Source organism: Tenacibaculum maritimum NCIMB 2154 (assembly GCF_900119795.1).
Taxonomy (GTDB): Bacteria; Bacteroidota; Bacteroidia; order Flavobacteriales; family Flavobacteriaceae; genus Polaribacter; species Polaribacter maritimus.
Genome location: NZ_LT634361.1, coordinates 1,516,337 through 1,540,726, shown reverse-complemented (window position 1 = coordinate 1,540,726; position 24,390 = coordinate 1,516,337). Strand labels below are relative to the sequence as shown.

At 31.8% G+C, this 24,390-nt stretch carries 20 protein-coding genes; 18 read left to right on the top strand and 2 right to left on the bottom strand.

Annotated elements, in window-relative coordinates; translation table 11 throughout:
* The first annotated feature begins 28 nt into the window (after window positions 1-28).
* The 3 genes from MARIT_RS06955 to MARIT_RS06940 all read left to right on the top strand — a co-directional run bounded on the left by MARIT_RS06955 (window position 29) and on the right by MARIT_RS06940 (window position 8,784).
* On the top strand, window positions 29-2,938 hold the full coding sequence (locus MARIT_RS06955) for a TonB-dependent receptor (RefSeq protein WP_162288609.1): 2,910 nt from the start codon (window positions 29-31) through the stop codon (window positions 2,936-2,938).
* Window positions 2,939-3,034: 96 nt separating this feature from the next.
* Complete coding sequence (locus MARIT_RS15895; RefSeq protein ID WP_231975205.1) at window positions 3,035-5,803, top strand: TonB-dependent receptor; 2,769 nt, start codon at window positions 3,035-3,037, stop codon at window positions 5,801-5,803.
* Window positions 5,804-6,042: 239 nt separating this feature from the next.
* Window positions 6,043-8,784: a TonB-dependent receptor gene (locus MARIT_RS06940; RefSeq protein WP_024742127.1), complete on the top strand. Its 2,742-nt coding sequence runs from the start codon at window positions 6,043-6,045 to the stop codon at window positions 8,782-8,784.
* Between the two features lie 194 nt (window positions 8,785-8,978).
* On the opposite strand, the gene MARIT_RS06935 is transcribed toward MARIT_RS06940, so the two are convergent.
* Entirely contained in the window at window positions 8,979-9,329 is a 351-nt protein-coding gene (locus MARIT_RS06935; RefSeq protein WP_024742126.1) for a 4Fe-4S dicluster domain-containing protein, read from the bottom strand.
* 69 nt (window positions 9,330-9,398) lie between these two features.
* Between MARIT_RS06935 and MARIT_RS06930 the strand changes: the two genes are divergently transcribed.
* The 12 genes from MARIT_RS06930 (at window position 9,399) to MARIT_RS06875 (ending at window position 22,470) form a co-directional block, all read left to right on the top strand.
* Entirely contained in the window at window positions 9,399-10,460 is a 1,062-nt protein-coding gene (locus tag MARIT_RS06930) for an acyl-CoA reductase (protein ID WP_100211133.1), read from the top strand.
* Between the two features lie 40 nt (window positions 10,461-10,500).
* Window positions 10,501-11,565, top strand: coding sequence for a 3-phosphoserine/phosphohydroxythreonine transaminase (gene serC / locus MARIT_RS06925; protein WP_024742124.1), 1,065 nt, complete (start codon window positions 10,501-10,503; stop codon window positions 11,563-11,565).
* 26 nt (window positions 11,566-11,591) lie between these two features.
* Window positions 11,592-12,542: an NAD(P)-dependent oxidoreductase gene (locus tag MARIT_RS06920; protein WP_100211132.1), complete on the top strand. Its 951-nt coding sequence runs from the start codon at window positions 11,592-11,594 to the stop codon at window positions 12,540-12,542.
* A gap of 3 nt (window positions 12,543-12,545) precedes the next feature.
* A complete protein-coding gene (locus tag MARIT_RS06915) occupies window positions 12,546-13,784 on the top strand; it encodes a DUF1015 domain-containing protein (RefSeq protein ID WP_100211131.1) in 1,239 nt (412 codons plus the stop codon).
* A gap of 16 nt (window positions 13,785-13,800) precedes the next feature.
* On the top strand, window positions 13,801-14,475 hold the full coding sequence (locus MARIT_RS06910; protein WP_038026033.1) for a YggS family pyridoxal phosphate-dependent enzyme: 675 nt from the start codon (window positions 13,801-13,803) through the stop codon (window positions 14,473-14,475).
* A gap of 122 nt (window positions 14,476-14,597) precedes the next feature.
* Window positions 14,598-15,680 carry an exonuclease domain-containing protein gene (locus tag MARIT_RS06905; protein WP_024742120.1) on the top strand — a complete coding sequence of 361 codons (1,083 nt, stop codon included), beginning with the start codon at window positions 14,598-14,600 and terminating at the stop codon, window positions 15,678-15,680.
* A gap of 196 nt (window positions 15,681-15,876) precedes the next feature.
* Window positions 15,877-16,701, top strand: a complete 825-nt coding sequence (locus MARIT_RS06900; protein ID WP_024742119.1) for an ion transporter — start codon at window positions 15,877-15,879, stop codon at window positions 16,699-16,701.
* Between the two features lie 3 nt (window positions 16,702-16,704).
* Window positions 16,705-17,616, top strand: coding sequence for a tRNA (adenosine(37)-N6)-dimethylallyltransferase MiaA (gene miaA / locus MARIT_RS06895; protein ID WP_024742118.1), 912 nt, complete (start codon window positions 16,705-16,707; stop codon window positions 17,614-17,616).
* A 3-nt stretch (window positions 17,617-17,619) separates the two neighbouring features.
* Window positions 17,620-18,120 (top strand): OmpH family outer membrane protein, encoded by a 501-nt coding sequence (locus MARIT_RS06890; RefSeq protein ID WP_038026031.1) that lies wholly within the window; start codon window positions 17,620-17,622, stop codon window positions 18,118-18,120.
* A gap of 43 nt (window positions 18,121-18,163) precedes the next feature.
* Window positions 18,164-18,976: a DUF1853 family protein gene (locus tag MARIT_RS06885; RefSeq protein WP_100211130.1), complete on the top strand. Its 813-nt coding sequence runs from the start codon at window positions 18,164-18,166 to the stop codon at window positions 18,974-18,976.
* A gap of 47 nt (window positions 18,977-19,023) precedes the next feature.
* A complete protein-coding gene (gene recQ / locus MARIT_RS06880) occupies window positions 19,024-21,141 on the top strand; it encodes a DNA helicase RecQ (RefSeq protein WP_100211129.1) in 2,118 nt (705 codons plus the stop codon).
* An 861-nt stretch (window positions 21,142-22,002) separates the two neighbouring features.
* Window positions 22,003-22,470 (top strand): hypothetical protein, encoded by a 468-nt coding sequence (locus tag MARIT_RS06875; protein ID WP_100211128.1) that lies wholly within the window; start codon window positions 22,003-22,005, stop codon window positions 22,468-22,470.
* Between the two features lie 57 nt (window positions 22,471-22,527).
* Here MARIT_RS06875 and MARIT_RS15470 read toward each other — a convergent pair whose 3' ends face one another.
* On the bottom strand, window positions 22,528-22,677 hold the full coding sequence (locus MARIT_RS15470) for a hypothetical protein (protein WP_157926221.1): 150 nt from the start codon (window positions 22,675-22,677) through the stop codon (window positions 22,528-22,530).
* 20 nt (window positions 22,678-22,697) lie between these two features.
* On the opposite strand from MARIT_RS15470, the gene MARIT_RS06865 reads away from it, so the two are divergent.
* From MARIT_RS06865 to MARIT_RS06855, 3 genes are read left to right on the top strand one after another with little or no spacing between them, the layout of a single operon-like run.
* Window positions 22,698-23,243, top strand: a complete 546-nt coding sequence (locus tag MARIT_RS06865) for an SdpA family antimicrobial peptide system protein (RefSeq protein WP_100211126.1) — start codon at window positions 22,698-22,700, stop codon at window positions 23,241-23,243.
* A 5-nt stretch (window positions 23,244-23,248) separates the two neighbouring features.
* Window positions 23,249-24,151, top strand: coding sequence for a sporulation-delaying protein SdpB family protein (locus tag MARIT_RS06860; protein WP_100211125.1), 903 nt, complete (start codon window positions 23,249-23,251; stop codon window positions 24,149-24,151).
* 1 nt (window position 24,152) lies between these two features.
* The gene (locus MARIT_RS06855; RefSeq protein WP_100211124.1) at window positions 24,153-24,386 is read left to right on the top strand and encodes a DUF5808 domain-containing protein; all 234 of its coding nucleotides are present in this window, start codon (window positions 24,153-24,155) and stop codon (window positions 24,384-24,386) included.
* Window positions 24,387-24,390: the final 4 nt, after the last annotated feature.

Sequence of the window (24,390 nt, the reverse complement as noted above, 5' to 3'; positions counted from 1 at the left end):
TATTTTTAGTTTCATCATAGCTATATTCGTGACATATGCTCAATTTATTACTGCTCAAAAAGTAAAAAAAAAGGAAGTTCTAATAAGTCAAATACTCAATACTATTAGCACTAAATATCAAGTATTTTTCACTTATAATCCAAATCTTTTAAAAAGCTTCCTTATAGATAAAATACCTTTTAAAAACCTCTCTTTACATGAATCTATTAATTTATTAGAAAAAACAACTCCTTTTCACTTTGAAAATCTTGGAAATAGCTATTATGTAATTTATTCAGAAAAAGACCACTCTAGGTACCAATCAAATAATAATGCTTCCATAAATTACAACACACTATTTTTCAATCAAATAAAAAATTCTCTTTTTGAGCATAAAAAGAAAAGTAGGATTCTTAAAGGAATTGTTCTATCTGAAAACCATACTCCAATCCAAGGGGCTAACATCGTTCAAAAAAACACCAATAACGGAACAGTAAGCGATATCAACGGAGAGTTTTCTTTACTTCTAACAAAAAACACCCCCATAAACATTAGTTATATAGGATATGATTCAAAAACAGTTACTCCTAAAACCTCCTTCATTAAAATCATAATGAACCATGGAGTTTCCTTAGATGAAATACAAATTGTAGGCTCTCGTAATACCAATCGAGCACAAAGAGACTCCCCTGTTGCTACAGATATCATTAATATTGAAAAAGCAATTCATAAAAGCGGATTGACAGAAATCAACCAATTATTGCAATATTCTATCCCTTCATTTAATGCCACCAGACAATCTGGAGCAGACGGAGCAGACCATATCGTTCCTGCAACTTATAGAGGTTTAGGCCCTGACCAAACCCTCGTTTTAATCAATGGTAAAAGAAGGCATCAAGCATCTTTAATCAACCTATACGGCACCAGAGGAAGAGGAAATTCTGGGACTGACTTAAACGCCATACCTACAGCTGCTATTAAAGAAATTGAAATATTAAAAGATGGCGCCTCCGCTCAATATGGCTCTGATGCTATTGCTGGGGTCATCAACTTAAAATTAAAGGACACTACAAATACTCTAAGCGTAAATACTACCTTCGGATTTTACAACGCAAATCCTACTATTAAAAACATAAAGCAAGAAAGAAAAAGTTTTGACGGCTTTACATATAAATTGGATCTTAATTACGGTGCTAAGATTTCCTCTAAAGGTTTCCTAAACATCTCTTCAGAATTTCTAAGCAAAGAAAACACTTATAGAGCCGGCACAATTCAAAGAAGAAATTATGGAGATGCTGGGATTAACAGCGCTAGTTTGTTTCTTAATTCAGAAATCCCCCTCAACTACAAAACCACTCTCTATACCTTTGGAGGTCAAAATTATAGAAATACAAAAGCTTATGCTTTTACAAGGCCATTTGATAGTGAGCGGAATATAGTTAGTCTTTACCCCAATGGTTTCAATCCTCTTATAACCTCTGAAATAACTGATACATCTATCTCTACAGGAATAAAAACATCTATCAATAATTGGTCCATTGACTTCAATAATACTTTTGGAAAAAACAACTTCCATTATCTCTTAAAGAATACATTAAACGCAACCTTATTAGACAATTCTCCTACAGAGTTTGACGCTGGAGGCCATTCTTTAAAACAAAATACTACCAGCATTGATATTGCAAAGCATTTTTCCTTTCTAGAAGGCACAAACTTAGCTTTTGGACTAGAACATCGCTTAGAAAATTATCAGATTTTTTCTGGTGAAGAGGCTTCTTATACTACGTATGATAATTTTGGGACTCCAGCTACAAATCATACATCCATAGATGATCTTCCTACATTTAATGGTATTATCAGACCAGGAGGTTCCCAAGGATTTCCTGGATACGCCCCTAGTAATGAAGTTGATAGAACTAGGACTAATTTTAGTATCTATTCTGATATTGAATTTGATTTTACAAAAAAATGGATGCTAGGAACTGCACTTAGATATGAGCGTTATAGCGACTTTGGGAGCTCTCTAAACACTAAAATAGCTACCAGAATAAAAACAAACCCAAATTTCAATTTAAGAGGTTCTTTCAGCACAGGGTTCAGAGCTCCTTCACTAGCTCAAATATACTACAATCTAACCTTCACCAATTATATTGAAAATCAACCTATTGAATCTTTATTAATAGCCAATAACAACCCTATTACTAAAAAAACAGGCATTGAAACATTAAGCGAAGAAAAGGCCATCAATGCTAGCTTAGGAGTATCTCAAAACTACAAAAACTTTCATTTCTCGTTAGATTCTTATTTTGTTTCTATTAAAGATAGAATCATACTAAGTGGCAACTTCGATGCTTCTAATCTCGATTTCAAAAATGTCAAAAAGATACAGTTCTTTGCCAATGGAGTAAATACAAATACCTTTGGTATTGATATCAGAGCAAACTGGACTAAACAATTTAATGATTCCAAATTAACAGTCGATTTTTCAGGAAATATTAATCGAATGAATATTCAAAAAGTACATCATAAAAAACTTGACAAAGAAACCTTTTTTGGAATTAGAGAAAAATATTTTCTATTAGCTTCTGCTCCAAAAAGTAAATTCAACCTATCTTTTAACTACCATACCCAAAAACTGAATGTAGGAACTAACATAACCAGGTTTAATAGTATAAAGCTTATTGATTGGCAAATTTTACAACCCTTATCTAACTTTAATAACTCAGCAACTGAAAGAATCAAAAAAGCTACAGACACTTACAATACCAAATACACTCTAGATATTTATGCTAGTTATAAATTCTTAAATTTTTTCACGTATCAATTTGGTATCAACAACCTCTTTAACACCTACCCTACTCTTCAAGGAAACCATACAGATAGCGGTGGTTTATGGGACTCTACTCAAATGGGAACAAACGGCAGTTATTTCTATTCCAAAATACAATTCAACCTATAACTAACCTTTTCCAATAAGTACTAAGCAACTAAAATACTTTTTAGCACACATATATTTAAAATAATTATATATTTGTTACAAACTAAACATTTATTTATGAAAAAAATTACATTATTAATCTTTGCATTCCTATGCAGTAGCTTTATTTGGTCTCAAACAAAAGTTACAGGAACCGTAAAAGATGCTAACAATGAAAGCCTCCCCGGGGCTAACGTCATTGAAAAAGGAACGACAAATGGAACTAATACTGATTTTGACGGAAAGTTTACCTTAAGTGTGAAAGAAGGAGCAATACTAGTCATCAGCTTCGCGGGGTTTGACACCCAAGAAATTAAAGTGAATGATAAAACTAATTTTAATATTATCTTAAAAGAAGGTTTAGAATTAGAAGAAGTGGTCATCACAGGAAACAGAGCTAAACCTAGAACTATTTTAGATTCTCCTGTACCTATTGACAATATTAATGTTAAAGAACTGCAGCAAAGCGGCAAACCTACTTTAGATAGAATGCTAACATTTAAAGTACCTTCTTTCAACTCTCAAAACCAAGCTATTTCTGATGCTACCGCACACTATGACCCAGCTGACTTACGTGGTTTAGGACCTAGTAGAACTTTAGTATTAGTTAATGGAAAAAGAAAAAATCAAAGTGCTCAAGTATATTTAAATCGTACTCCTGGTAAAGGTGAAGTTGGAGTTGATTTAAAAAGCATCCCTACAGCGGCAATAGCAAATGTAGAAGTATTACGTGATGGAGCTTCTGCAATCTATGGATCTGATGCCATTGCCGGAGTAATGAATATTATTTTGAAAAAGGATGTTGAATTTTCTACCTTTACGACTAAAGCTGGTATAACATCTGAACAAGATGGTTTTAATTTTGCTACAGATTTTAATACCGCTTTCAAATTTGGAGAAGGAGGCTTTATAAACCTTACTTTAGGCTATTATAAACAAGAAATTACAAATAGAGCTGGTGCTCCTGGGGTTTCAGACTTGCCTGATGCTCCAACTGAATTTGATTCAAATGGAAATCCTAATTATACCGATACTATTGAAAATGGCGTGGTTATTAAAACAGCTCGCGAAAATTTCTTAAGCGACTTAAATTTTCACAATACCAATATCGGACACTGGACTAAATGGGCTCAAAAAAATCCTCAATTAGGTATGAAAGTAGGACAGCCTGAAATGGAGAAAAAAGATCTTTTTATCAATGCAGAACATCCTTTAGGTCAGCAATCTACTTTATACACCTTCCATGGCTTTACTACTAGAAATGGTAAAAGTTTCGCTTACTACAGGGCTCCTTATTGGAGACAAGCGGGAGTAGGTAACTCTAGCTTTTTAACAAGACCTTTAGATTTTATAGGTTACCAACCAACTTTTGAAACTGAAATCAATGACTACATAAATGCTGTAGGTATTAAGTTCCCTTTGGGAAAAAAATGGAATGCTGATGCTAGTATTACTTATGGAGCTAACGAGGTAGATGTTACAGTAAATAACTCTGTTAATAGAGATTATTTAGCTGTTCATGGAACTTCTCCAAGAACTTTTAAACCCGGAGGATATAGATTTACAAATGTTGTTGGAAACTTTGATGTAACTGGTCAGCTATCTGATAAAGTTGCCTTAGCTACTGGTCTAGAGTACAAAGAAGAAAGCTTCAGAGCTTTTGAAGGAGATCCTTTATCTTATTTTGGAGGAGGATCAGACTCATTTGCAGGAATCAAACCAGAAGAAGCTGGAAAAAACAGCAGAAACAATATAGCCTTATATTCTCAATTGGATTATGATCTTACTGAAAAATTACTTTTTGGTATCGCTGGTAGATATGAGGATTATTCGGATGCTGGAGATAATTTTTCATGGAAAATAAATGGACGCTACAAGCTAGGACATAAGGGGGCTCTTAGAGCTTCTTTCAGTACTGGTTTTAGAGCTCCTACTTTACACCAAAGCCATATTACCTTAAGTCAATATATCATTGTAGCTGGCTCTTCTGAACCATTATTACAAGGTACGTTGGCCAACAATAATCCTGCCGTACAAGCTTTAGGTGTTCCTAATTTAACACATGAAATCTCTAAAAATATATCCGCTGGTTTGACGTATAAATTTAATAGAAAATTTTCTGCTTCTGTTGATTTTTATCAGATCAATGTAAATGATAGAGTCTTATTTTCTTCTCAAATAGGTAGTGACAGAGACAAAACTACAATCAATCCTGTAGAGCAAATATTAAAAGACAATAACGTTACCGCTGTTCAGTTTTTTATCAACGCTGGAGATACAAAAACTACAGGTGCCGACATTGTTTTAAACTATAGAAATATAGAAATAACAGAAAATAATAAGTTACATGTTAGTTTATCTGCTAACTTCAATGAAACAACTATTGATGGAATTGATACTCCTAAAGTAATTGCTGATTCTGGTTACAACATTTTCGATAGGCAAGAAAAAGGATTAATTACCAATTCAAGACCAAAATCTAAAACAATTTTAGGCTTAAATTATATTACCGATAAATGGGATATCTCATTAAATAACACTCGTTTTGGAGAAGTTACAATTACAGCTCCTTCAGCAGGTTTTGACAGCAATGGCATTGAGCAAGCAAAAGGAATAGATCAAGTTTTAAATGCTAAAATAACTACTGATTTAGGTTTTGTGTATAAGTTGACGAACAAAATCAACCTAAATGCAAATATTAATAACATTTTTGATGTATATCCTGATCCTACTCTTAAATCTACAGGTACAGCTCAAGCTGGATCTAGATTTATTTATTCTTCAGAGGTACAACAATTAGGACAATTAGGAACGAATTTCAGTGTCGGATTAAATCTTCAATTTTAATCTTCATCTAAAAAAAATTCGAATTTAAAATACCTTAATGATATTCTCATTAAGGTATTTTTTATTTAAAAAAAACGCTAAAAAAGCACTATTTTACTTAGAGTTTTAAAAAATCTTAAAAAAAAGTTAAAACAAAAGGGTATATAATTAACTCCATTTACTCATTAATAATATAACGACTCGTTATAAATGTATATTACAAATTAATTACACTTTTATTATTAACTAAATATTTATTTATGAAAAAACTCACATTATTGTTTTTTGCCGTTCTGTGTAGTAGTTTTGTTTGGTCTCAAACAAAAATTACAGGTACTGTAAAAGATGCTAACAATGAAAGTCTTCCTGGAGCCAACGTGGTAGAAAAAGGAACGACAAATGGAACAAATACTGATTTCGATGGAAAGTTTAGCCTAACAGTAAAAGATGATGCTACGCTTGTCATTAGTTTTGCAGGTTTTGATACTCAAAACATTAAAGTAAATGGTAAAACAAACTTTAACATTATCTTAAAAGAAGGTTTAGAACTAGAAGAGGTGGTTATTACAGGATCAAGAACACCACCAAGAAGCAACACTAGTAGTCCTTTACCTGTAGATGTTGTTGCTGCTAAAGACTTACAAGCTACTGGTCAAGCTACTTTTGACAAGGCACTACAGTATAAAATCCCTTCTTTTAACACCGTTCAAACACCTGTTAATGATGCTACTTCATTGTTAGATCCTTATGAGATTAGAAACATGGGGCCTAGTAGAACATTAATTCTAATTAATGGTAAGCGTAAAAACTTAAGTGCCTTATTATATACTCAGGATTCTCCTGGTAGAGGTGAAACGGGTGCTGATATTTCAGCAATCCCTACTGATGCCATCAAAACCATACAAATTTTACGTGATGGCGCTTCTGCTCAATATGGTTCTGATGCTATTGCTGGGGTTATGAATGTTATTTTAAAAGACGACTATAAAAATGGCTCTGCCACTTTCCGCACAGGAATTACGGGGGAAGGTGATGGAGAAATGCTAGGTGTTTCTGTTAATAACGGATCTGCTATTGGTGATGACAAAGGTTTTATAAACTACACCATTGATTTTTCTAAAACAGCCTTAGCAAATCGTCCAGGTCAAGTGAGCGCCGAAGGGGAAGCTTTTGCAGATACAGGATTTGGAGTTCCTTTAGCTGATGTAAAAGAGTTTTTATCAAGAAGACCAGATGCAGGGAATATCAATGGGGCACCAGAAACAACAGCCTCTAAATTCTTAATTAATGGTGGTTATGATTTATCAGAAAAATCTAAATTATACTTTAATGCTGCCTATGTTTACAAAAACGTGAACTCATTTGCGAATTACAGAACTCCATATTGGAGAACCCTTAGCGATCATCCATACTTAGCAGACCTATTCCCTGGAAATCATCCTACTAATACTAATGGGTATGATGGATATCTTCCTACTTTTGAAGGGATTTTAAATGATTATAATGCTACTTTAGGAATTACATCTAAAATTAATGATTGGAACATTGATGGTAGTATTACTTTAGGAGGAAATCAACAAACTTACAAAGTTAATAATTCTCATAACAGATCTAAAGTTCCAACGGATCCTGTTTGGACAGATGCTAATAATAATAACGTTGTTGATCCAGGTGAATTAACATACAATAATAAATATAGAGAGTTTAGTCCAACCTCATTTGATCCAGGAGGAACTTCTTTTAATCATGTAGTTGGAAATATCGATATTTCTAGAATTTTATCTGACAAAGTTTCTATTGCTTTCGGTTCTGAATTTAGAACGGAAAATTTTGAAATCATTGCGGGTGACGAAGCTTCTTATGAAGGAGTAGGAGCTGATTCTTTTGCTGGAAATCTTCCTGAAAACTCAGGAACCTTCAATCGTTATAATTTAGGGGCCTACGCTAGTTTAGACTGGGATGTTTCAAAAAACTTCCTTGTAAATGGAACCGCTAGAGTTGAAAACTATTCTGACTTCGGAAGTACCTTTGTTTGGAAATTAAGTTCTCGCTATAAATTTGCAAATGACAAATACACTTTAAGAGGGTCTTTATCTACTGGATTTAGAGCTCCTACTTTGCACCAAATTTATACTGAAAAATCTCAATATTCATTTGCTGATGGAGGAGGTATTGAACTTGTCGGTTTAGTAAACAACGTTTCTCCTACAGCAAGACGATTGGGTATCCCTAAATTAACACCTGAAGAATCTACTAACTTTACCGTAGGTATTGGAGGAAGACCAAGCAAAAACTTTAATTTTACCATAGATTACTATAAAATAGATATCGACGATAGAATTGTTTACACAAACCAAATTAATAAAAATCAGTTTTTTGTAAATGGTTTTAGTACAACAACTTCTGGTTTAGATTTCGTTTTTGGATACAAAGGAGTAGAGTTAGGTAAAGGTAAACTAGGTTTCAATTTATCTGGAAACTACACTATTGAAAACAAAAGAACAAGTGCTTTACCTCAATTTGCTGGGCAAGATGTACTAGATAGATCTAACCTTGCTTTAATGTTTACTTCTAGACCTGAAACTAAATGGATCTTAGGAACTAATTACAATGTAGGTAAATTTGATTTATCTTTAAATAACACCTATTTTGGAAAAGCTACTTTCAAACAAAAATTCATGAGTAGTGATTTAAGAACAGAATTTATACCAAAAATAGTAACAGATTTAGGAGTTAACTTTAATGCAACTGATAAAATAACCATTGCTTTCAATATAAATAACTTATTCAACATCTTACCTGAGTGGGAGTTTGTTGCTGAAAATGCTAATGGGCAAGCTATTATAGACGATACAACTATTACTTCATCTGGATTAACTCAAATCCAAAACGAAGCCAATGCTATCACTTTTAACAATCGTTACGATATAACAACATATGATGGTTCTCACTTTAGTCAATTAGGAACCATGTTCAACTTATCATTAAACTACCGATTCTAAAATTTCATTAAATTTAAGTTAATTATTTGTAATCGAAAACACTGAAGTTTGTACTTCAGTGTTTTTTTATTTTAAGATCTTTACACGGCTTAAATACACGTTAGGAAAGGTATTTTCTTACTATACGTTTTAACACAAAAAACCAAGCGCTTAGGCTTGGTTCTTTTCAAAATTTCAATTTCTTTTTTATCTATTTATTCGTTATGCATAAAATTTTGCTTTTCTAGCAATGCTTCTTCTGTTTCCACATGTTCATCATCAGGCACACAACAATCTACAGGACAAACTGCTGCACATTGCGGCTCTTCATGAAAACCTTTGCATTCCGTGCACTTATCTGGTACGATATAATAAATTTCATCAGAAAGAGGCTCTTGATCTTCGTCTGCATTCATTGCATTACCATTCGGCAATACAATATCACCACTTAAATCTGTTCCATCAGCATATTTCCAATCATCAGCGCCTTCATAAATGGCCGTGTTAGGGCATTCAGGTTCACAAGCCCCACAATTTATACATTCATCTGTTATAATAATTGCCATAATAATCTTTTCAGTTTTGTAACTTTGTGCTTGCAAAAGTAAAACCAATATAATTTAGAACCAAAATAAATGGGTATAATCCAACAACGTATCAGCGCCTTTACTAAACTGGGTGCCTTTTTGAGTCAGTTTTCACAAAATAAAATTGTTAAAAAAGAAAATATTGAATTTAACGACTTGTTTTTTGATGGTTTTAAACACCAAATTAAAATAGCACAAGAGCATAATTCATGGTTTACAAAAGATAATATTTTATTCTCTATAGAAAATTGGTCTAAAGCTTTGAATGAAAAGGATCTTACGACATGGGTTTCTACCGAAACTCTTGGTAAGAACCCCTCTAAAAAAATAGCCATTATTATGGCAGGAAATATTCCTTTAGTTGGATTTCACGATTTTTTAGCTGTATTAATTTCAGGGCATAACGTTGTCGTAAAGCAATCATCTAATGATGAACATTTGCTTCCTTTTTTAGCTAAGTATTTAGAGTATGTAGCACCATCCTTAAAAGGAAATATTCTATTTACTAAAGATAAATTAACAAATTTTGACGCTGTTATTGCTACTGGTAGTAATAATACTGCTCGCTATTTTGAATATTATTTTAGAGACAAACCTAGTATCATTCGAAAAAACAGAAATTCTTGTGCTATCATTACAGGAAATGAGACCGCAGAAGATTTTAAAAACTTAAGTGAAGATATCTTTCGTTATTTTGGATTAGGGTGTAGAAATGTTTCTAAACTGTTCATTCCTAAAGGTTATAATTTCGATCCCTTTTTCAAAGGAATGTTCCATCAACAAGAAATCATCAATAATGCAAAATATGCTAATAATTACGACTATAACAAGGCGGTGTATTTAATTAGTGAGTTTGATATTTTAGAAAACGGTTTTTTAATGATTAAAGAAGATCAAAGCTACTCCTCTCCTATTGCCTCTATTTTTTATGAATATTACGATAATATTGACAGTTTAAAAATTAAACTGTATGAAGAAAGAGAAAAAATACAATGCGTTGTAGCAAATAACTTTATAGAAAATGAAATTCCTTTCGGGCAAACTCAACACCCTAAATTGTCAGATTATGCTGACGGGGTAAATACTTTAAAATTCCTTTCGGAACTATAATAATAACTTATTTTTGCACGTAATAATATAAAATACCACAATGAAAAAACATAATTTTAGCGCTGGTCCATGCATCTTACCTCAAGAAGTTCTTCAAAAAGCTTCAGAAGCTGTATTAAATTTTAATCAAGACAACCTTTCTTTAATTGAAATTTCCCACAGAAGTAAACCTTTTGTTGCTGTTATGGAAAATGCTAGAAGTTTAGTTTTGGATTTATTAGGATTAAAAAACAAAGGATACAAAGCGTTATTTTTACAGGGAGGTGCTAGCTCTCAATTTTTAATGACTGCCTATAACCTACTAAATAAAAAAGCGGCTTACCTTAATACTGGAACATGGAGCTCTAAAGCTATTAAAGAAGCTACGCTTTTTGGTGAATTAGTAGAGGTCGCTTCTTCTAAAAACAATAACTTCAATTATATTCCTAAAGGATATCATATTCCTAGTGATGCTGATTATTTTCACTGCACTAGCAATAATACCATTTATGGAACGCAAATGAAAAGTTTTCCTGAAACCCCCATCCCAACTGTATGCGACATGAGTTCAGATATTTTTTCTCGTCAATTAGATTTTTCTAAATTCGACTTAATATATGCTGGGGCGCAAAAAAATATGGGGCCAGCAGGTACTACCTTGGTCGTTATTAAAGAAGATATTTTAGGGAAAGTTGAGCGTGAAATACCTTCAATACTTAACTACCAAATACATCTAAATAAAGATAGCATGTTCAACACTCCTCCTGTATTTTCTGTATATGTTTCAATGCTTACCCTTGAATGGTTAAGTAACTTAGGAGGTATTCCGTTTATTGAAAACGTAAACAATCAAAAAGCCTCTTTACTATACAATGAAATTGACAGAAATCCTTTATTTGAAGGACTTTCAGTTAAAGAAGACAGAAGTAATATGAATGCAACATTTATACTCAAAAACAGTGCTTTAAAAAATACTTTTGATGCCTTGTGGCTAGATGCTGGAATTAATGGACTCCATGGGCACAGAAGCGTTGGTGGGTATAGAGCCAGTATGTATAATGCACTGCCTCTCTATAGTGTGCAAGCATTAGTGGATGTAATGCAAGAATTAGAAAGAAAAGCTTAAAAATAATATCATTCTAAATATAATTAATGAAAATATTAGCAAACGACGGAATTTCTCAAAGCGGGATTGATACTTTAGAAAAAAATGGATTTGAAGTACGTACCACTAAAGTTGCGCAAAGACAATTAGAAAACTATATCAACGAGCATCAAATTGACGCCATTCTTGTAAAAAACAGCACCCAAATACACCAAGAATTAATAGAGGCTTGTCCAAGTATTAAATTGATTGGTTGCGCAGGATTGCATATGGATAATATTGATGCTGCATATGCTCATGAAAATGGAGTTCTCGTTATCAATACTCCTACTGCTACTTCAAATGCTGTAGCAGAATTGGTATTTGCACACTTATTTGGAATGGTGCGTTTCTTACATCAATCCAATAGAGAAATGCCTTTAGAAGGTGAAACACGTTTTAACTCTCTAAGAAAAGAGTTTTCTAAAGGAATCGAATTACGAGGAAAAACACTAGGAATACTTGGGCTTGATGCTACTGGTAAAGAAGTTGCTAAAATAGCACTAGGCATTGGAATGAATGTAATTGCAACAAGCGATAACTTAGAAAAAACAACTATAACCATTCCTTTTTACAATGGGCAATCTGTGATGATTAACATTGATATAAAACCAGCGGAAGAACTTTTTCAACATGCTGATTTTATTACCATACTCAAATATTCTTCCGAATACATTATCAAAGAAGAGGAATTCCGTAAAATGAAAGACGGCGTAGGTATTATTAATACAGCTCAAGGAGGCGCTTTAGATGAAGTTGCTCTTGTAAATGCAATAGAAACCGGTAAAGTAAGGTATGCTGCTTTAGATGTTTTTGAAAATGAACCTACTCCTGAAATACAGTTACTAATGAATCCTGAAATTTCAATGACTCCTCATATTGGTAGCGCTACTATGGAAGCTGAAAATAGAATGGGAACCGAATTAGCTCAACAAATTGTAAAATTACTTTCTGAATAGCATATGGCTACTGTTAAACCATTTAAAGCAGTTAGAGCAACTAGAGATAAAGTTGCTCTAGTTTCTTCAAAATCTTATGAAATATATACTCCAGAAATGTTGGATGCAAAACTAAGCTTTAACCCTTACACCTTTTTGCATGTAATTAATCCTGGGTACAAATACCACAAACAAGATATTAGCGGAGAACAACGATTTAAATTGGTGCATAATCGTTATTTAGAATTTAAAGAAGATGCCATTTTTACACAAGATGCCAATGCTTCTTTTTATATTTATCAAAAAATAACACTCACTAACTCCTTCTGTGGAATTATAGCTGCTACTTCTATTGAAGATTACTACAATAATACCATAAAAAAGCATGAAGGAACCCTGAGAGAACGTGAATTATTATTTGAAAACTATTTAAAAAATACAGGCTTTAATGCTGAACCCGTATTACTTACTTATCCTGATGATGCTACTATTGATAAAGTCATAAAAAAGTACCAGAAAAACAGAGCTGAATATGAATTTACTACCACTGATAAAGAATCGCATTTTTTATGGATTATCAACGATTCAGCAGATATTGCGTTAATTACAGCATCTTTCCAAAATATTAATACGCTGTATATTGCTGATGGGCATCATCGTTCTACATCTTCATGTATGCTGGCTAAAAATATAGCAGAAAACAATCCGAATCATACAGGCAAAGAAGCTTATAACTTTTTTATGAGTTATTTACTACCTGAAAGCCAATTAAGCATTTATGAATTCAATCGTTTTGTAAAAGATTTAAACGGATTATCCGTAGAAGAATTTCTAATAGAACTAGATGCCTTCTTCAAAATAGAATACAAAGGGCAAGAACTTTACAAACCTAAAGAAAAACACCATTTTAGCATGTACTTAAATGGCGATTTTTATGCTTTGAGCCTCAGAAAATCAGCGTATCAATTTACAGATGCTTTGAGTAAATTAGATGCACAAATCCTCTATCAAACAGTCTTAAAACCAATTTTAGGCATTGATGATATTAGAAATGCTTCTAAAATTGTATATTCTCAAAACAAATCTGATAGCCTAGAACTAAAAACAAAAGTTGATGCAGGTCATTTTAAAGTTTCTTTTGGAATGCTACCTACCAATATCAGCGAATTAAAAGAAATTGTAGATGCCGATCTTTTAATGCCTCCAAAAACAACTTATATAGAACCTAAATTACGCAGTGCGTTAACCATTTACGAATTTTAACTTTCTTACTAAATCAATGGAACCTTTAAATACCATCTCAAAAAATTTACATCATATAAAATCTCAGCTACCTAAAGAAGTCACCCTTGTTGCGGTTTCTAAAACCAAACCGATTGCTGATATACAAGAAGCTTATAATGCTGGTCAACGAATTTTTGGAGAAAATAAAATTCAGGAAATGGTTGTAAAATATGATGCCTTACCTAAAGATATTCAATGGCATATGATTGGTCATTTACAAAAGAACAAAGTAAAATACATGGCACACTTTGTTGATTTAATTCATGGAGTAGATAGTTTTAAAACTCTTAAAGAAATTAATAAACAAGCTGAAAAGCATCATAGGGTTATAAAATGTTTATTACAAGCTCGTATTGCTCAAGAAGCAACAAAATTTGGATTATCTTTTAATGATATTGCAACATTGATAAGCTCTGACGAAATTTTAGCCTTAAAAAATATAAAAATTGTAGGCTTTATGGGAATGGCTACTTTTACAGAAGATACTACACAAATAAAAAATGAATTTTCTTCTTTAAAAACTTTATTTGACCAATTAAAATTGCAACATACAACACTAAAAACCCTCTCTATTGGTATGAGTGGAGACTACAAAATAGCTATTGAAAACGGAAGTAATATGGTAAGAATTGGCAGCGCTATTTTTGGTCATAGAAATTATATTATGTAATTTTAGAGCTCAATTATTTTTCTTATAAAATACCCAATTATAATTCCCCTTATAAATAACATTCATTTTATTATAAAGAAAAAATAGAACGTTTATATAACCCCCCTTAAAAATAAAAAGTATTGTACGTAATTCTAGATATCGAAACTACCGGAGGTAAATACAATGAAGAAGGCATTACTGAAATTGCTATATACAAATTTGATGGTCATACCGTTGTAGATCAGTTTATTTCTCTGGTAAATCCTGAAAGAGAAATTCAAGAATTTGTTGTTAAATTAACAGGTATAAACAGTAAAATGCTACGGAATGCCCCTAAGTTTTATGAAATTGCAAAACGAATTGTTGAAATTACTGAAAACTGTATTTTAGTAGCTCATAATGCTAGTTTTGACTACCGAATATTAAGAACTGAATTTAAAAGACTCGGATTTGAGTTTCAAAGAAACACACTTTGTACTGTTGAACTCAGTAAAAAGCTAATTCCGGAGGCCCCTTCTCATAGCCTTGGAAAGCTGTCTAGATTTTTAGGCATTCCTGTATCTGATAGGCATAGAGCCAATGGAGATGCACTAGCTACCGTAAAACTATTTAAATTACTCTTAGAAAAAGATACAGAAAAAGAAATATTAAAAAATGCTGTAAAATATGCTGATAAAAGAAACACTAAAAACAAACTTAATGCATTGCTTGACAAAGCCCCTGATGTAATGGGGGTATTTTACCTACACAATGCGCAAGGAAACGTTATTTTTGTAGGAAGAGGAGCTAATATTAAAAAAGAAATCAATAATGTTTTTATAAAAACAAGCAAAAGATCTAAAAAACTTCAAGACAAAGTAATCTCTTTTACCTATGAAGAAACAGGAAATGAGCTCTTAACAAGACTGAAGTATTATAGCGAGTTAGAAACATTAAATCCCAAATATAATATTCGTAAAAAACGAAAAACAATGAATCTAACTCCTTTTAACCACACCAATATGATTTTGGTGGACAAAGGAAGAAATGTAGAAGAACACTCTGTTATTCTAATAGAAAACAATGAAATTATTGGATACGGCTTCACCAATTTAGCCCATCAAGAAAATAAAATAGAAATTTTAAAATCAATCCTAACCCCTATTCCTAATAAAATGCTAGCCAAAACCATTATTAAAAATTACCTTCAAAGAAAAAAAGTACAAAAAATTATCCGCCTCTAAATAAACTTATACCAACCCATTCAAACATTCAATTTTTAAACCAAAACAACAACCTTGAGTACTTTTAGCCATTTTATTTATCAAATACAATAAAAAAGCATCCAAAACCATGTTTTTTTTATCAAATTGAAAAAAATTACACAAGTCATTCTAAAATAATTTGTAGTATTGTATCAGAACATAAAAAAATTATTTCTTGAACCAACAACAAGCTAAAAATACTACTTGGAAACAAAAATTGCACGAAATCATTTACGAAGCAGATACTCCAGCAGGAAAGCTTTTTGATGTAGTCTTACTACTAGCCATTCTTGCTAGTATCTTACTAGTAATGTTAGAAAGTGTTGAAGCTATTAACGCTGAATATTCAAAACTATTAAATACTACTGAATGGTTTATTACCATATTATTTACTATAGAATATATTTTAAGAATTGTTGCTATACATAAGCCTACCAAATATATTTTTAGTTTTTATGGTATTATTGATTTGCTATCTACAATACCTAAATATTTGGCTATCTTTTTTACAGGAACTCATAGTTTAGTAGCTTTAAGAGGATTGCGATTGCTACGTGTATTCAGAATTTTAAAGCTTGCTCGTTTTATTGGTGCATCTAACAATTTTATAAAAGCCTTAAAAGCCAGTAGAGCCAAAATTGCTGTCTTTTTATTTTTTGTAATCATTCTATGCGTTATCTTGGGTACTGTTATGTATTTGATTGAAGGAGGAGAAAATGGTTTTACAAGTATTCCTAGAAGTGTTTATTGGGCAGTGGTAACATTAACCACCGTAGGTTATGGAGATATTGCTCCTCATACGCCATTTGGTCAATTTATTGCTAGCATTATTATGATTTTAGGATATGGTATCATTGCTGTACCTACTGGAATTGTTACTTCTGAAATGACAAAAGTAGAAAACATACACACCAACACACAATCTTGTGGTAATTGCTCGATAGAGGGGCATCATGATAATGCCGATTTTTGTTATAATTGTGGAAGTAAATTAAACTAAGCTTTGGAAAACTCTAAACATACATTAATTACCATTGTAGGGCCAACAGCAATAGGTAAAACAGCATTGAGCATTCAATTGGCGCAGCATTTTAATAGCGATATCATATCTTGCGATTCTCGCCAATTCTTTAAAGAAATGACAATAGGTACAGCTGTTCCTGATAAAGATGAACTTAAAGCTGCACATCACCATTTTATACAAAATATTAGCATATTTGATACCTACAGTGTTGGTCATTTTGAGAGAGCGGCTTTAGCCAAACTAAAAACCTTATTTTTACAAAATACCATACAAATCATGGTAGGCGGCAGTGGTTTGTATGTAGATGCCGCTTTAAAAGGACTCGATGAGTTTCCTGAAGTTTCTCCTGAAATAAGAGTACAACTCTCTTCTCAATTAAATACTGAAGGAATAATCTCTTTGCAAAACCAACTAAAAAAATTAGACCCAGAAGCATACAATACCATTGCCATAAACAATCCACATAGGCTAATACGTGCTTTAGAAATTTGCATAGGTAGCCAACAAACATATTCAAGCTTTAAAAACAAACCCAAAGCTCCTCGAAATTTTAAATCAATTAAAATTGGATTGACCGCTGATAGAGAAATCATATACGATAGAATTAACCAACGAGTGGATATAATGCTAGAAAACGGGTTGTTAGAGGAAGCTAAAAAACTATACCCTTACAAACACTTAAATGCCTTACAAACGGTTGGGTATCGTGAATTATTTTCTTATTTCGATGGCAACTTCACCTTAGATACTGCTATTGCTGAAATTAAAAAAAATACCCGACGATTTGCTAAACGACAAATGACTTGGTTTAGAAAGGATACCAATATCATCTGGTTTGATTTCAAAGATGATATTAGAAACATCATACAAACCATCCATCAAAAACTATAAAACATGTACTTAAAAATCTCACTTATTCTTTTTCTTTTTATTAATATTACGGTGTTCTCTCAAACAAAATTGGGTACCGTTAACAGCGATTTTATTATTGGTAAGATGCCACAAATGAAACACATATTAAAAAGAGTAGAAAAATACGCCAAGCAGCTCGACTCTTCTTTCCAAATAAAAGGAAAAGAATACCAAACCAAAGTTGAAGCATACAAAGCTGGATTAAAAACGATGAGTACTGCTGATAAAAAAGCAAAGTCAACAGAAATTATCACTTTAGAAAACAATTTAACCAAATTCAAACAGAACGGAGCTAAAATGTTGCAACTCCAAAGAGAACAATCTATGCGCCCATTGTATCAAAAGCTAAGTGAAACCATAGCCGAAGTTGCAAAAGCTAATGGATATACACAAATACTAACCACCAATGGAAACGAATTTGGATATATTGATGAACGTTTTGATATTACACAATTAGTATTAGATAAATTAGGCATCAAATAAAAGATGACAAGCATATGATTGCGAATCATCATAACGATGTAACATGCCCCAAAAATCAAAAGAATTACAATATCAATATGAAGGATTTTTACAAACACCTTTTCTATGGCAAGGAAAAGGAGTTTTTGGTATAACTCAATACGAGACGCCCAACATAAACACCCATAAATTTACTACTCAAATTCCTAAAAAACCACGTTTAGGAAAATTGGTTGAACGTTTCGTTTCTTTTGAACTCCAGCAACAAAAAACAATTGATATCTTAATTGAAAATGTCCAAATTCAACAAGAAAAAAGAACGCTTGGTGAATTGGATTGCCTACTCTTAAAAAATCAGCTTCCTATTCATTTAGAAATCATTTATAAATTCTACTTATATGATGCAACGGTAGGAAACACAGAAATGGAGCATTGGATAAGCCCCAATAGAAAAGATTCACTCATTCAAAAATTAACCAAACTAAAAGAAAAGCAACTCCCACTACTCTACCACCCACAAACAGCACCACTCTTAAAAAAACTCCAACTTAAAGCAAGCCATATACAGCAACAAGTATATTTTAAGGCACAACTATTTACTCCTCTAAATAATACTCCTACACTTCAAAACATCAATAACAAATGCCTTTCAGGGTTTTATATAAATATTGATGCACTCCAACAATTTTCTAATAGCAAGTTTTACATTCCTAGCAAACACAACTGGCTAACATCACCTCATACACAAGTAAAATGGCTTTCTTTTAATGAATATACCCTTCAGATTAACCACTACTTACAAGAAAAAAAAGCGCCATTATGTTGGCTAAAAAAAGCAAATGGGCAATTATTAAAATTCTTTGTCGTTTGGTGGTAAACATTTCCAAATAGATCTCTTATTTTTGTCTCTCAAAAAGCCATACATTGCAAGAAGATACGACAACATTACACCTCTCTACTTTAAAAAAATACTTTGGTTACGATACATTCCGTGGTCAACAACAAGACATCATTTCTAATATACTTTCTAAAAAAGATACCCTCGTAATCATGCCTACAGGAGGAGGTAAATCTATTTGCTTCCAACTACCTGCTTTATTATTTGAAGGGGTAACCCTAGTCATATCACCATTAATTGCTTTAATGAAAGATCAAGTTGATGGGCTCAATGCAAATGGTATTCCTGCTGCCTATTTTAACAGTAGTCAGCATAGCACAGAGCATGATACAATTATAGAACGTATTTTAAAAAAAGAACTAAAGCTACTATATGTAGCTCCTGAAAGTTTAAGTATTTTAGAAAACATCGTCAACCAAAAGTATATCAGTTGTATTGCTATAGATGAAGCCCATTGTATTTCTTCTTGGGGGCATGATTTTAGACCCTCTTATCAACAATTAGGCTATTTAAAAAAGAAACTACCGAGTACTCCTATCGTAGCATTAACAGCAACCGCAGATAAAGCAACTCGAGAGGATATACTAACGCAACTAAACATTCCTCATGCTACTAATTTCATTTCGTCTTTTGATAGAAAAAATATTGCTATAGAAGTACGCTTAGCTGATAAAAGAATACAACAAATCGTTCAATTTATCAATCAAAGAAAAGACGAATATGGTATCATTTATTGTTTAAGCAGAAAAGCAACCGAACAGCTAGCTAATAAACTAATAACCAACGGTATTGATGCAGCAGCTTACCATGCAGGACTTTCTTTTGAAAAAAGGAATAAAGTGCAAGAGGACTTTATTTTTGATAGAAAAAAGGTCATTTGTGCCACTGTTGCCTTTGGTATGGGAATTGACAAATCAAATGTCCGCTGGGTCATTCATTACAATATGCCTAAAAATATGGAAGGTTACTACCAAGAAATTGGTAGAGCTGGTAGAGATGGACTACTTTCTAAAGCGCTCTTATTTCATAGTTATGCAGATGTAATTCAATTACGAAAATTTACAGAAGGAGCCAGTAACCAAGAAGTGCAACTTGCTAAACTAGATCGTATGAAGCAATTTACAGAAGCAAATACTTGCAGACGAAAAATACTCTTAAGCTATTTTGGTGAGCTCTTGGCTGATGACTGTGGCAATTGCGACGTTTGTAAAAATCCTCCTCAATTTTTTGACGGAACTATTATTGCACAGAAAATACTATCTACCATTTACAGATTAAAACAACAAGAGGCTATTGGTATGATAGTAGATGTACTACGAGGTGCTAAAAACGCCGCTGTTTACGGAAAAGGGTATGAACATATAAAAACATATGGAATTAGCTATGATATTTCATGGAGAGACTTACAACAATATGTCATACAGTTAATTAATCAAGGGTATTGCGAAATTGCTTTTCATAGAAACAATGCATTGCAATTAACCGATTTTTCTAAAGAAATTCTTTTCAATGGAAAAAAAGTACACTTAATCAAACCTATCATTACAACAGCGCAACCGGTTGTTGCAAAAGCTCCTACAAAGAAAAAGAAAAAAGCAGCAACAACTTTATTTGAAAAGTTACGTGCATTACGCTACAAAATATCTCTAGAAGAAAATATTCCTGCTTATCTAATTTTTAATGATGCTACACTGAAAGAAATTGAACGAGAAAGACCTATGTCTGAATCTGAATTTTTACAAATAAGTGGTGTTGGACAACGAAAGGCAGAAGCCTACGGAGATGAGTTCATTGCAGAAGTCATTGCCTTCATGGGAACAAAAATAAAAACAAAGAAAAAAGATACCCATTTAGTTACCTATGAATTATACAAAGCAGGACGCTCTATTGAAGAAATTTCAATCGAGCGAAAACTAAAACCTACCACTATTTACTCTCATATAGCTAAATTATATGCTGACGGAAAACAAATTAACATTTTTGATTTCGTTACTAAAAAAGAAGTAGCCCTTGTTGAAGAAGCTAAGATAAAATTAGACAATCCTACTGCTTTAAAACCTTATTTTGATTATTTTGAAGAACAACTCGACTATTTTAAAATACGGCTTGCATTAAGTGTTATTGATAAAGATAAGTCAGTATAATACACGCTAAAGAAGTATCTTACAATAGTTTCTTAAAGCAAATTCTTTTACAATAACCTCTACTAATAAAAAAACAGACTATTACTAAAACGCACAGGCAATATGGCGAGCAAATGGCTGGTACATACTTCTTTGCTTCATTTTTCGTTCAAAAAAATAAAGAGAAAGGTTACCCTATACAACTAAAAGACGGTTATTAAAACATAAAGTCTCTTACTAACTTACGGGCAAGCTCAGCAATAGCCCACACAGTAAATACAGTTAGCTTAGAAAAAATTAAAAATCATTTTGACGATTTTATTATTTAACGTGAGTTCGAGGTAAGAAGAGATTTTAAGAATAAGATACAAGACTTTGTAATAAATAAAACTTTAAGGAATAGGTTAATAGCATACATAGAAAATAAAGGAATCGATATATACGTGTTGGAAACAAAATTTATATAAAATATTCACAAAAATGTGGAAATAAAAACAATATATCCAAACAAAAGCTATAAAAAATACATTTTTTCATATTTAATCCAAAAATTAGTATATATTTGTTAATTCAGTCAAATCAAAATGATTTGACTTTTGAATGTAAAAAGATAAAAACAAACAAAATGCTTCAACTAATTGCTAAATCGAAAACCTCTAATTTTCTGTTCCAGTACTGTTATTAGCTGAAGCGTTATACCGAATTAAAGCAAGCATTACAGTCAAAATAGGACTGACTATCCAAAATCAAAAAATGTGAAATTCTGTCAAAACGAAATAAAAAATAGGACAGACGAGTTGCCAAAATCGAAAGAGTAGAAAATAATTAACTATAGAAAAAGTCTTAAAATCAAAAAAGCTATTTTCCAATAAAACTAAAATTATGAATATCTTAAATAATTTAAGAAAACCTTATTTTGCTATACTTTTAGCAACATTAATACTTTTTGTTTCTTGTAGTCAATATGACGATACAATTCCTGAAAATATAGAAACAAATCGAATAACGGGTAAAGAGTTATTCAAGGGAATCTTTTTTTCGGAAGGTAACGTTTCTCAAAGGTTATCTAATTTTCAGGATTTTAAAAAACTAAAATCACAATTTACTAGTGAACAAAAAACTTCTTTTTTAAATTTTCAAAATAATTTAATTGCACAAATAGATAAAAGTAATCCTGAATATTTTACCAATCTTGAAAATGCAATTTATACAGGAAACCGTGTAATTATCAGAAACGAGTTAAATAACTCAAAAGGCATTATAAAAGAAGCTATTCAAACCTTAACTAGTTTTGATTACGATGAAATTGAAAAACAAATATCCCAAAAAAAAATCAAGTCTGGTTGTTAACTTGGATGAAATTCAAGATTTAAAGTCTAGACAATTTTTAAAGAATTATCAACCCAATTACCAAGCTAAAGAAGCTTGTCTTGCTGTTTGGGCAGTTGCCGTTGTTGTAGCTGCGGCACTTTGGGTAGCAGTATACGTAGATGTTGTATATTGGTCATCTGCTAGATCAACGAATACAGCCGTAAGATTAGAACAAGAGAACTTCATTAATTCAATCGCGGAACTAAATGTTATCAAGTAGGAAGAAAAATTTTATTTTCCTAAATATTTTTATTTGGATGTTTTTTGGCATTATTCTTCTAGTAGGAGCAATGCCAAAAACTCCTTTGATGATTAATGAAAATATAAAAAAGAACCTATCTATAGTTTTTCCAAATAGATGGCCTTTTTTTACAAAAGACCCAAGGGAGGAATATGTCTATATATTTCAAAAAAAGTCACAAAAATATATGTTGCATATGAACTTACCAAACTCATCAATTGCTAATTTTTACGGAATGGTTAATAACCAAAGAGCTATTGGTATGGAGTACGGTATGATTTCAAGCTTAATCGATGAAAATCTATGGTACACAAATAATACAGGGAAAAATTTATTAAAAATAATTGATAATGATACTATAAAAACTATAAAATTAAAGAGAGATATAAAATATACAGAATTAAATGGCGAATATATTTTTGCTAAAATTGAACCATTGCCTTATTTATGGAGAAATAAAGTTAATCAATTTGAAATGCCAAGTAAGTTTGTTAAAATAATAATTAAATAACACTTATGCATAAATACATTTACCTCATATATAAAAAAAGTCAACAATATAATTACCACACTAATACATTAGGCATTATAAGGAGCTTACTTGCTCTTTCCACCCTGTTTGTGATTTTATTTAATCCACTAGATATTCTGTTTCATACAGGCCTAGGAGTTCCTAGTATTCCTAACTGTGGTGATACTTTATTATCTAAAATTAATTTCTTTTGCTTGTTTTCTTTTAATCCCTATTTCTCTAAAATTACAGCAATATTAATCTTAATATTAATAATATCAGGGTTTTACCCAAAAATAACAGGTTTGTTACATTGGTGGCTAGCTCTAAGTGTAAATACAGGCCTTGTTATAGTAGATGGAGGTGCACAAGTAGCATCAGCTTTAACATTTTTAATTATTCCACTAACCTTGACTGACAACAGAGTAAATCATTGGTATAGTGTTAAAAAACAGCAAAATGAATATGTTAAAATTTCAGATTTTATAACAATTCAAATACTCAAAATTCAAGTTGCTTTTATATATTTTGATGCAGCAATATCCAAACTATTTGCTCCGAATTGGACTGAAGGAACTGCACTTTATTATTTTATCAACGACCCTAGTCTTGGGGCAACAGGCACAAGATTAGACTTATTAAATACGTTTTTTGATTTTCCTTTATTACTTGTGCTAACAACATATTTCATTATAATTTTAGAATTACTTCTTGCTATTAGTATTTTTATCAAAGACTCTTATTTCAAACATAAGCTATTCATACTAGGCATTATTTTTCATATTTTAATTTTTCTAGTTTTTGGTATTTTTACTTTTATAATAGTTATGTTCTCAGCACTCATACTTTTACTAATCCCCCTAAACAAAGAAATATTTTTTTTAAAAAAACCTTTAAATAATATATAAAATGAAACCAAAAGAAAAACCTACAAAAGAATTACTAGAGCAATGGCACAAAGACCCTAATAATTGGAAATATGGCATATTCTACTTTAACAAAGACGATAAAAGATTATTCCCCCCAAAACGTAATAAATATTTTGGTTGGACAGTAAACTTTGCAAATTCAACTTCAATTATTGTATTAGTAGTATTAGTTATCGCAATAATTACAATATCTAAGTTTATAAAAACACTTTAACAAA

Bases quoted from the DNA above. Each gene is read 5' to 3' on its own strand.
- MARIT_RS06865 (WP_100211126.1), top strand. From the start codon at position 22,698: ATGTTATCAAGTAGGAAGAAAAATTTTATTTTCCTAAATATTTTTATT.
- MARIT_RS06860 (WP_100211125.1), top strand. From the start codon at position 23,249: ATGCATAAATACATTTACCTCATATATAAAAAAAGTCAACAATATAAT.
- MARIT_RS15895 (WP_231975205.1), top strand. From the start codon at position 3,035: ATGAAAAAAATTACATTATTAATCTTTGCATTCCTATGCAGTAGCTTT.
- MARIT_RS06910 (WP_038026033.1), top strand. From the start codon at position 13,801: ATGGAACCTTTAAATACCATCTCAAAAAATTTACATCATATAAAATCT.
- MARIT_RS06875 (WP_100211128.1), top strand. From the start codon at position 22,003: ATGAATATCTTAAATAATTTAAGAAAACCTTATTTTGCTATACTTTTA.
- MARIT_RS06930 (WP_100211133.1), top strand. From the start codon at position 9,399: ATGGGTATAATCCAACAACGTATCAGCGCCTTTACTAAACTGGGTGCC.
- MARIT_RS06935 (WP_024742126.1), bottom strand. From the start codon at position 9,329: ATGGCAATTATTATAACAGATGAATGTATAAATTGTGGGGCTTGTGAA.
- MARIT_RS06940 (WP_024742127.1), top strand. From the start codon at position 6,043: ATGAAAAAACTCACATTATTGTTTTTTGCCGTTCTGTGTAGTAGTTTT.
- serC (WP_024742124.1), top strand. From the start codon at position 10,501: ATGAAAAAACATAATTTTAGCGCTGGTCCATGCATCTTACCTCAAGAA.
- MARIT_RS06920 (WP_100211132.1), top strand. From the start codon at position 11,592: ATGAAAATATTAGCAAACGACGGAATTTCTCAAAGCGGGATTGATACT.
- MARIT_RS06855 (WP_100211124.1), top strand. From the start codon at position 24,153: ATGAAACCAAAAGAAAAACCTACAAAAGAATTACTAGAGCAATGGCAC.
- MARIT_RS06915 (WP_100211131.1), top strand. From the start codon at position 12,546: ATGGCTACTGTTAAACCATTTAAAGCAGTTAGAGCAACTAGAGATAAA.
- MARIT_RS06885 (WP_100211130.1), top strand. From the start codon at position 18,164: ATGCCCCAAAAATCAAAAGAATTACAATATCAATATGAAGGATTTTTA.
- MARIT_RS15470 (WP_157926221.1), bottom strand. From the start codon at position 22,677: ATGAAGTTCTCTTGTTCTAATCTTACGGCTGTATTCGTTGATCTAGCA.
- MARIT_RS06890 (WP_038026031.1), top strand. From the start codon at position 17,620: ATGTACTTAAAAATCTCACTTATTCTTTTTCTTTTTATTAATATTACG.